This is a genomic window from Brachyspira sp. (genome assembly GCF_050873525.1).
Lineage (GTDB): Bacteria > Spirochaetota > Brachyspiria > Brachyspirales > Brachyspiraceae > Brachyspira.
This window is the reverse complement of the sequence record NZ_JBNMIZ010000116.1, coordinates 1-8,137: the sequence shown is the minus strand read 5'-3', so window position 1 is coordinate 8,137 and position 8,137 is coordinate 1. Positions and strand designations below refer to the sequence as shown.

Genomic DNA, 8,137 nt, shown 5'->3' with positions numbered 1-8,137 from the left:
ATATAATTGATTGTTCGATAATAAATAAATTATACAATAAACTAAAAAATTCTAATCTTTCATCTCAACGGAATTTGGATTTTTCAAATATTCTTTCGTAGTTTTTGCAACTATTGGAGAGAGTATTAAAAGTCCTATCAAATTCGGTATAGCCATTAAACCGTTTAAAGTGTCGGCAATATTCCATACTAATTGAAGCTCGCTAACCGAACCGATTATAATAACTATCAAAAATATTATCTTATATAAAAACTCTCCTATTTTATTATTGTTAGTTAAATATCCTAAACTCACGACTCCGTAATGCGACCATCCGACAAGAGTAGTAAAAGAAAAAAGAAATAACGCTACAGCCAATCCTATTGAGCCGAAATTTCCGGGAAAACAAATTCTGAAAGCTTCCGAAATGAACGGAGCGCCGTTTAGTCCTTTATTAATCAAATCTAAATTCATAATCGCTATTATTCCCGTTATCGAACATACCAAAAAAGTATCTACAAAAACTTCAAATATTCCCCAGAGTCCCTGCTCGATTGGATTTTTACTATTTGACGAAGCATGAGCCATAGGAGCAGAACCCATTCCAGCTTCGTTTGAAAAAATTCCTCTTGCAAAACCGTATCGCATCCCGATAGTTATCGTATAGCCCATGAAACCAGCGCCGACTTGTTTTAAAGAAAACGCTTCCGAAAATATTAATTTAAAAATTGACGGAATTTTATCGAGATTAAGAAATATTATTATAAGTCCCACTATTATATAAAATAAGCACATTATGGGAACGCATTTTTCCGCAAAAGCTCCGACTCTTTTAATTCCGCCGACTATTACGATTCCCACTACTATTGTGACAACTATTCCCGTATATATCGTTGGAATATTGAAATTTTGATTAACCACATTTGCCATCGCGTTAATTTGAGTCAAATTTCCTATTCCAAAACATGCCAAAGTCGACAAAATTGCAAATATGATTCCAAGCCAATGCATATTCGCTCCTTTACTCAAATAATACATAGGTCCGCCGAAATGCTTGCCGTTAGAATCTTTCTCTCTATATTTAATCGAAAGCAAAACCTCCGAATATTTTGTAACCATTCCGAAGAAAGCCGCAAACCACATCCAAAATAAAGCGCCCGCTCCTCCCGAAACGATAGCCGTTGTAACTCCGACAATATTTCCCGTTCCAACCGTGCTTGCCAAAGCCGTGCTTACCGCCTGAAACGGAGTAATATTTTCATCCGCGGTATGTTTTTTGAATATTAATCCAAAAGTTCCTTTCATCCATAATTTGATGTGGCTTATTTGAAAAAAATGAACTCTTATTGTTAAAAATATTCCCGTTCCGACAAGTAAAACCAGCATAACTGGTCCCCAGATAAAATTATTGATTTTTCCGTTTATTTGTTCTATTATTTCTAAATTCATGTTCTAACCTCTTTTTTAATTTATTTTTATATTTTAAATTTTCAAATTTAATCTTTATAAATTCTTTTAACTCTTTCGCCGATATTTACCAAAATCTCATGCGAAATTGTATCGGATTTTTTAGCCATAGTTTCGGCGTTAAGTTTTTTATCGTTTCCAAATATCAAAACCTCGTCCTCGACATTAATTTTATCGTTAAATATTTCAACCATAGTCAAATCCATACAAATTCTTCCGCGAACAGGATAATATTTATCATTGATTTTCACTTCCCAATTATTCGACAATTTTCTATTAATTCCGTCCGCATAACCGACTGGAATCAAAGCTATTTTTGTGTCTTTATTCGCTTTCCAAGTCATTCCGTAAGAAACGGATTCTCCTTTTTTTAAATTTTTTATAAGAACGATTTTTGATTTCAATTCCATAACGGGTTTTATTTTCATTTTTTCCGCATTTATCGGAGGATAACCGTATAAAATAATTCCCGCTCGAACCATATCGAAAATAGTTTTTTTGTAGGATAGAATTGCCGAAGAGTTTGCGCTATGAATCGTATTTAATTTTATTTTATTCGATTTCAAATTATTTATAACATTATTAAAAATTTTTATCTGCTTTTTTGTGAAATCTTTGCTTTTCAAATCGTCAATATCCGCGGCGGCATAATGCGTGCTTATTCCTTCCAAAATTAAATTTTTGTAGGATAAAACTTTTTTTGCCAAATCCAATACTTCTTCGGGATTCGCTCCCATTCGGCTTAATCCCGTATCGACTTTTATAAAAATTTTTAATTTCGTTTTATTTTTATATCTTTCTAAATATTTATCGTAGTAAGGCAGATTATCCGCATTGCTTATAACTGGACTCAAATTATATTTGCAAATTTCTGCAGATTCCGATTTGAAATGCTGAAATAAAACCACAATAGGAATTTTTACTCCGCTTTTTCTTATTTTAATTCCTTCTTCTACAGTTGCGACTCCGATAGCGTCAACTTTAAATTTTTCGGATGCTTTCGCTATTTCGATAATTCCATGTCCGTAAGCGTTTGCTTTTAAAATATTTAGTAATTTTGCTCCTTTTGTAATAGAGGTTATTATATTCATATTATTTTTTAAAGCGGATAAATCAATCTCCGCAATCGTGTTATTTTTATAATTAGACATAATAAATCCTCTGAAAATTAGGATTTTATTATATTAGAAATAGTATTATTGTCAATAGTAATGCAATCGAATAAAATAATATCAAAACCATTAAAATATTTATGTCATTACTATTTTCAATTAATTAGATGCTCGTATAACCCATGTTGGAAATTTCTTTAAAAATATCTTTGGTTAATTTGTCTCCGAATATTATTTGATACTGTCCCGCGTCAAATAATACTCCTTTAACATCTTCTAATTTTTCAATTTCAGGAACATTAACTTTATTTTTATCTTTCACAATCAATCTTAATCTCGTAGCGCAATGAGACACTGAAGATATATTGTCTTTTCCAATAAATTCCGTTACTTTTTGAGCTAATTCTTTTCTATCCATAATTTTACTCCTTAAAATTTATTTATTATTTATTTTTTATAAGCGGATAATTCATAGCCTCTCTTGAAGAAATATAAGCCGAAGAAACTTTTTTCATAAGCTCTCTAACTCTCGCTATATAACCCGCTCTCTCCGTCACGCTAATTGCATTTCGGGCGTCAAGCATATTGAAGACATGCGAACTCTTCATAACCATATCATAAGCTGGAAGAACGCATCCGTTTTCAAGACATTTATCGCATTCTTTTTCGTATTCGTTAAAATGCCTAAAATACATGTCAATATCGGCGACTTCAAAATTATACTTTGAGAATTCTTTTTCGCCCTGCAAATGAACATCGCCGTATTTTATTCCATGTCCCCATTCCAAATCGTAAACATTATCGACATTTTGCAAATACATGCAAATTCTTTCGAGTCCGTAAGTAATTTCGCCAGTTATCGGTTTTAAGTTTATTCCTCCAACGGCTTGAAAATATGTGAATTGAGTTATTTCCATTCCGTCAAGCCAGACTTCCCATCCTAATCCCCAGGCGCCAAGTGTTGGAGATTCCCAGTCGTCATGAACAAAGCGAATATCATGGTCTTTGAAACTTATTCCCAAAGCTCCCAAACTTTCGATATATAAATCCTGAATATTTTCTGGAGAAGGCTTCATTATAACCTGATACTGATAATAATGCTGAAGTCTGTTCGGATTTTCCCCGTATCTTCCATCGGTAGGTCTCCTCGAAGGCTCTACATAAGCGACATTAAAAGGCTCGGGACCTAAAGCCCTTAACGCCGTAGCTGGATTGAAAGTTCCCGCTCCGACTTCCAAATCGTATCCTTGCTGAATTATGCAATTATTATCGCTCCAAAATTTATTCAAAGTCATTATTAAATCGGTAAATGTCATAATTTTATCCATATAATTAAATTTTAATTTGATTTTAATATGATACAATAAAAAAATATTATATCAAGACGAAAAATGTATATATTTTTAACTGTCATTTACTAATATTTGCTAATTTCATTAAATTAAAGTTTATATAAAACGATAATATAAATAACTGTTTATTTAATTTAAAAATAATATATAATTGCATTTTGAGAATTTAAAAAAGGTTTGTATTATGGAAAATATTTTTATATATATAGTCGTTTCGGTTTTTTTACTCGTTTCTTCTTTGATAGTTTTAAAAAATATTTTTTATAGAAGCGGAAATGATTCTGGCGATGTTAAAAATAACATGGAAAAACTTTACAAAAAAATAGAAGAAAATCCCGAAGATTACGAATCGATTTACGAACTTGCAAAATACGAAGAAGAAATAGGCGAAAAGGAATCGGCTTTAAGCAAATACGAACTTCTTGCAAATAACGGAGTATTGGAAAAGAAGAACGAATTAAATATTTGCAAAAGACTTGAAAGCAGATATAACGAACTCGGAAAAAAAGAATTGGCTTTCAAATATGCAGTAAAAATAATAAAACTCGAACCTACTAATAATTTCTATAATATCAAAGTCGCGAGCATTTTAGCGAAAGAAGGAAGTTTCAAATTATCGAATCATTATTTTAATAAGGCTATAGTTTCAAAAGGCGAATTTATGACGGAAGATTTGAAACGCGCCGTATTCGTTTCCTACAAAATGAAAGATTATAAAAGATGCATAACATTTGCAGAAGAACTTCTAAAAAGATTAACGAAAGAAGCGGCTGCAAATAAATTAAGCGACAATAAAATATATATTCATAGTTTGCAAAAAGATTTAATATCGCTTTATATATTGTCCGAAGGATTGAATATCGCAAAAACTTTTATAGAAGGAATCTTGGCAAATAAACCGATTGATAAAAATAACGAATTCGACATGAATAAATTTTATTTGTTCTTGTTGTATAAACTCGAGGAATCCGAAAAATTTAAATCTCTTTATAATCGTTTGCTCGATTTATACAAAATAAACGAAAATAATAAAAATTACGCCAATTTAATATTGGACTACGCTTTTTATTCTTATTTTTTGGGAGATATAGGAACATCTAAAAATTATTTTGAAACGGTTAAATCTTTCGATATGCCCGAATTCAGTATATATTATTTTGACGAAATTCTCACATATTTAAATGAAGTGGTTAAAGCTACCGTTCAGTTAAATAAATTAAAAGAAGAAAATAAACTTGGAGACGAAAAATATAAAAACGACAATTACGAAAATTATGTCGGAAAAACGAATATGGGAAATTGGGAGAAAGCGGTAAATTCATGGGAAGCTTCTTTCGTAAATCCGATTTATATTTTATCTTTAGTCGAAGTCAAAAAAACTATGGATATAGACAATATTTTGGAAAGTCTAAAAGTAAAAGAAAAATCGAATACGGAAAGCAATGTAAAGCCGTCATATCAAGTCGATAAAATATTTTCGCTCGATAGAATCGCGTTCAAAAAATTATGCCAAAATGTAATGCGTTCCAAATTGTCTAATTATGTTATGGTGCAGGAATATACGGACGCAACTCATCCCGCAAATAATAACGATGAAATAAATTATTTAACTTATAATATTAAGGGAAGCAAAAAAGACCTTACATTAGTTTCTTTTAAAAGATGGCAGAAAACGGAAATCGGCGAATTAATGATAAGAGATTTTTTAATGATGGTAAGCGAATCTGGAGCTAAAAACGGAATATTAATAGCTCCCGTTGAATTGAGCAACAGCGCTAAAAGTTATGTTTCGCACAACGACAGAATAAAAGTTTACAGCCGAAGTCAGTTTAATAATCTTCTTAAAGACGAAAAACTTTGATTATTTATACAAAAATCGCTTTATCTTTTTTGAAGGATTTTTTATAAATTCTTCCGACTGAATATTAAAGCTCGATATTCTCGCGTATTCGGGCAAAACTTTATTTATTTCGCTTCTGTTGTTTTCGATTCTGTTTTTAATTTCTTCTTCGGTTAGATTTTCTTCCTTGATTCTTTCCGCGTCCAAATATATTAGAGCATGAAGTTTATTTTCTCTGCTCAAAACCAAAGATTCCAATATATAAGGCATAGCGTTTAATTTGCTTTCAATTTCTTCGGGATAAATATTTTGTCCGCTTGCGCCGAGTATCATATTTTTGCTTCTTCCTCTTATAAATATTCTGTTGTTCTCTCCCAAAACTCCCAAATCTCCTGTTTTAAGCCATCCGTCTTTTGATAAGGCTTCCGCCGTAGCTTTAGGATTTTTATAATATCCGAGCATAACATTTTCGCCTCTAACCATTATCTCTCCGACTTCGCCTTCTTTTTCCGCGTCAATTTTAATTTCCAAAGTGTCAATCAAACATCCGCAGCTTCGAGCGACATGTTTATAGCAGGGGGAATAACTTATTAAAGGAGCGCATTCCGTCATTCCGTAGCCAACGGTAAATTTGAATCCTATATCCATAAGAAATTTTTCAACCTCTTCGTTTAAGGCGCTTCCTCCGATTATAACCTCATGAAAATTTCTGCCGAAAGATTTTGTCAATTTTTCTCTTATGCTTTTTTTGAGTATTGAAGATATTAAAGGAAGTTTCAATAATTTTTTTATTAACGGTTTGCTTATAACGGGAAGCAGTTTTTTCAAATAAATTTTTTCTATTATTAACGGAACCATAAGAATTAAATTCGGTTTAATTTCATCGAAAGCTTTTAATAAAACATTCGGACTCGGAATAGCATTTAACATATATATGCAAGCGCCTTTTGAAAACGGAAATAAAAAATCGAATAAACATCCGAAAACATGAGCTAACGGCAAAAAAGAAAGTATATTGTCGTTAGGTTTTATCGGCATATTTGCTATTGCGAATCTTATATTTGCGGCTAAAGCGTTATGATTGAGCATAACTCCTTTACTGAATCCCGTAGTTCCAGAAGTATAAATTATCGTAGCTAAAGTTTCATTGTCGAATATATTTAAAGCGAAAGTTTCTTTGCTAAAATTTTCCAATTCTATATTAAATAAATTATCTCCTCTTCTAATTTCTTTATAAATATTATTATTGACATTGATTATAGAAAAATCGTCCAAAGAAAAAACCATATCCAAAGATTCGATTGTTTCGCCGTCAATTTTTTCGGCTATATTTTTATCTGCAAATAAATATTTTGTTCCCGAATCTTTTATAATATTTGATATATCGCTTGGAGAAAAATCAACCAATATAGGAACTACAACCGCTCCATAACTTATTATAGATAAATAGCTTAAAGCCCAATTAATTGAATTTCCGCCGCAGATGGCGATTTTATCTCCTTTATAAATTGAACTTCTTTTGAAAATCGTATGCATTATTGATATATTTTTTGCGACATCGGAATATTTTATTATTCTGTCTTTTCCGTAATCGGCGAAAGCGTTAATATCCCAGTTTTCTTTAATCGTATTTTCTATATATTGAGTCAGTTTTTCGTTAATCATTTTTTCTCCTTAAAATAAAAAATAAAATATAATTTAAAAAACATTTGCCACATATTTAAACATAAAAATCGCATGACAAATATTCGATATTATAAGCAAAGAATAAAACATAGGCAAAAATAAAGTGTATCTTTTATTCGTTTCATACATAGCGAGTCTGTAAAATACCATCGAGATATTTAAAAGCAAAAATCCCGTCAAATAAAGTATCGCTCCGTAATCTCCAACCGCCAGAGATATTTTTGGAATCGCTATGAGCCAAACCCAGTTAAGCAGAAAATAATAAATAGTTTCCGTCCAGTCTCTCCATCTATAACCGAAAACGCTTCTTAAAGTTATTCCCAATACGCAAAGCCCCGTGATTATTCCAAAGAAACTCCAGCCCCAGCCGTTTTCAAGCGAGATTAAACATGGCGGAATATAAACTCCCCAAATCATCATTATAAAAAATGCATGCGATAAAATAAAAAAAACTTTCTTCGCTTTATAATGAAACGGAAAAAAATGATATATCGAATTGATTATATAAAATATTATTAAAAAACTCGAATATAAAGAAAAAGAAGTTATCTCTCTTGCCGTCTTTGAATTTATCAAAAGCAGAACCATAACGGCTATCGAGGAACTTGCGCAGATTATACATATAATGGCGCATATTTTAGACGCCAAATTTTTATTATTAGTCGATTTATTTTTAATATTCATAAAATATATTATACTTT

Annotated in this window: 7 protein-coding genes; 1 reads left to right on the top strand and 6 read right to left on the bottom strand. The window is 31.2% G+C overall.

The window, feature by feature from the left end:
• Positions 1-51: 51 nt before the first annotated feature.
• The 4 genes from ACR0QS_RS08480 to ACR0QS_RS08465 all read right to left on the bottom strand — a co-directional run bounded on the left by ACR0QS_RS08480 (position 52) and on the right by ACR0QS_RS08465 (position 3,874).
• Positions 52-1,428 carry an alanine/glycine:cation symporter family protein gene (locus tag ACR0QS_RS08480; protein ID WP_432633011.1) on the bottom strand — a complete coding sequence of 459 codons (1,377 nt, stop codon included), beginning with the start codon at positions 1,426-1,428 and terminating at the stop codon, positions 52-54.
• A gap of 47 nt (positions 1,429-1,475) precedes the next feature.
• Entirely contained in the window at positions 1,476-2,597 is a 1,122-nt protein-coding gene (gene alr / locus ACR0QS_RS08475) for an alanine racemase (protein ID WP_432633010.1), read from the bottom strand.
• 124 nt (positions 2,598-2,721) lie between these two features.
• Positions 2,722-2,976 (bottom strand): PTS transporter subunit EIIB, encoded by a 255-nt coding sequence (locus ACR0QS_RS08470; protein WP_432633009.1) that lies wholly within the window; start codon positions 2,974-2,976, stop codon positions 2,722-2,724.
• A gap of 25 nt (positions 2,977-3,001) precedes the next feature.
• Entirely contained in the window at positions 3,002-3,874 is an 873-nt protein-coding gene (locus ACR0QS_RS08465) for a glycine--tRNA ligase subunit alpha (RefSeq protein WP_432633008.1), read from the bottom strand.
• 220 nt (positions 3,875-4,094) lie between these two features.
• On the opposite strand from ACR0QS_RS08465, the gene ACR0QS_RS08460 reads away from it, so the two are divergent.
• On the top strand, positions 4,095-5,771 hold the full coding sequence (locus ACR0QS_RS08460; RefSeq protein ID WP_432633007.1) for a restriction endonuclease: 1,677 nt from the start codon (positions 4,095-4,097) through the stop codon (positions 5,769-5,771).
• Here the strand turns inward: ACR0QS_RS08460 and ACR0QS_RS08455 are convergent, their stop codons facing one another.
• A complete protein-coding gene (locus tag ACR0QS_RS08455; protein ID WP_432633006.1) occupies positions 5,772-7,415 on the bottom strand; it encodes an AMP-binding protein in 1,644 nt (547 codons plus the stop codon).
• Between the two features lie 33 nt (positions 7,416-7,448).
• Complete coding sequence (locus ACR0QS_RS08450) at positions 7,449-8,120, bottom strand: PAQR family membrane homeostasis protein (RefSeq protein WP_432633012.1); 672 nt, start codon at positions 8,118-8,120, stop codon at positions 7,449-7,451.
• Positions 8,121-8,137: the final 17 nt, after the last annotated feature.

Bases quoted from the DNA above. Each gene is read 5' to 3' on its own strand.
- ACR0QS_RS08480 (WP_432633011.1), bottom strand. From the start codon at position 1,428: ATGAATTTAGAAATAATAGAACAAATAAACGGAAAAATCAATAATTTT.
- ACR0QS_RS08470 (WP_432633009.1), bottom strand. From the start codon at position 2,976: ATGGATAGAAAAGAATTAGCTCAAAAAGTAACGGAATTTATTGGAAAA.
- ACR0QS_RS08465 (WP_432633008.1), bottom strand. From the start codon at position 3,874: ATGACATTTACCGATTTAATAATGACTTTGAATAAATTTTGGAGCGAT.
- alr (WP_432633010.1), bottom strand. From the start codon at position 2,597: ATGTCTAATTATAAAAATAACACGATTGCGGAGATTGATTTATCCGCT.
- ACR0QS_RS08455 (WP_432633006.1), bottom strand. From the start codon at position 7,415: ATGATTAACGAAAAACTGACTCAATATATAGAAAATACGATTAAAGAA.
- ACR0QS_RS08460 (WP_432633007.1), top strand. From the start codon at position 4,095: ATGGAAAATATTTTTATATATATAGTCGTTTCGGTTTTTTTACTCGTT.
- ACR0QS_RS08450 (WP_432633012.1), bottom strand. From the start codon at position 8,120: ATGAATATTAAAAATAAATCGACTAATAATAAAAATTTGGCGTCTAAA.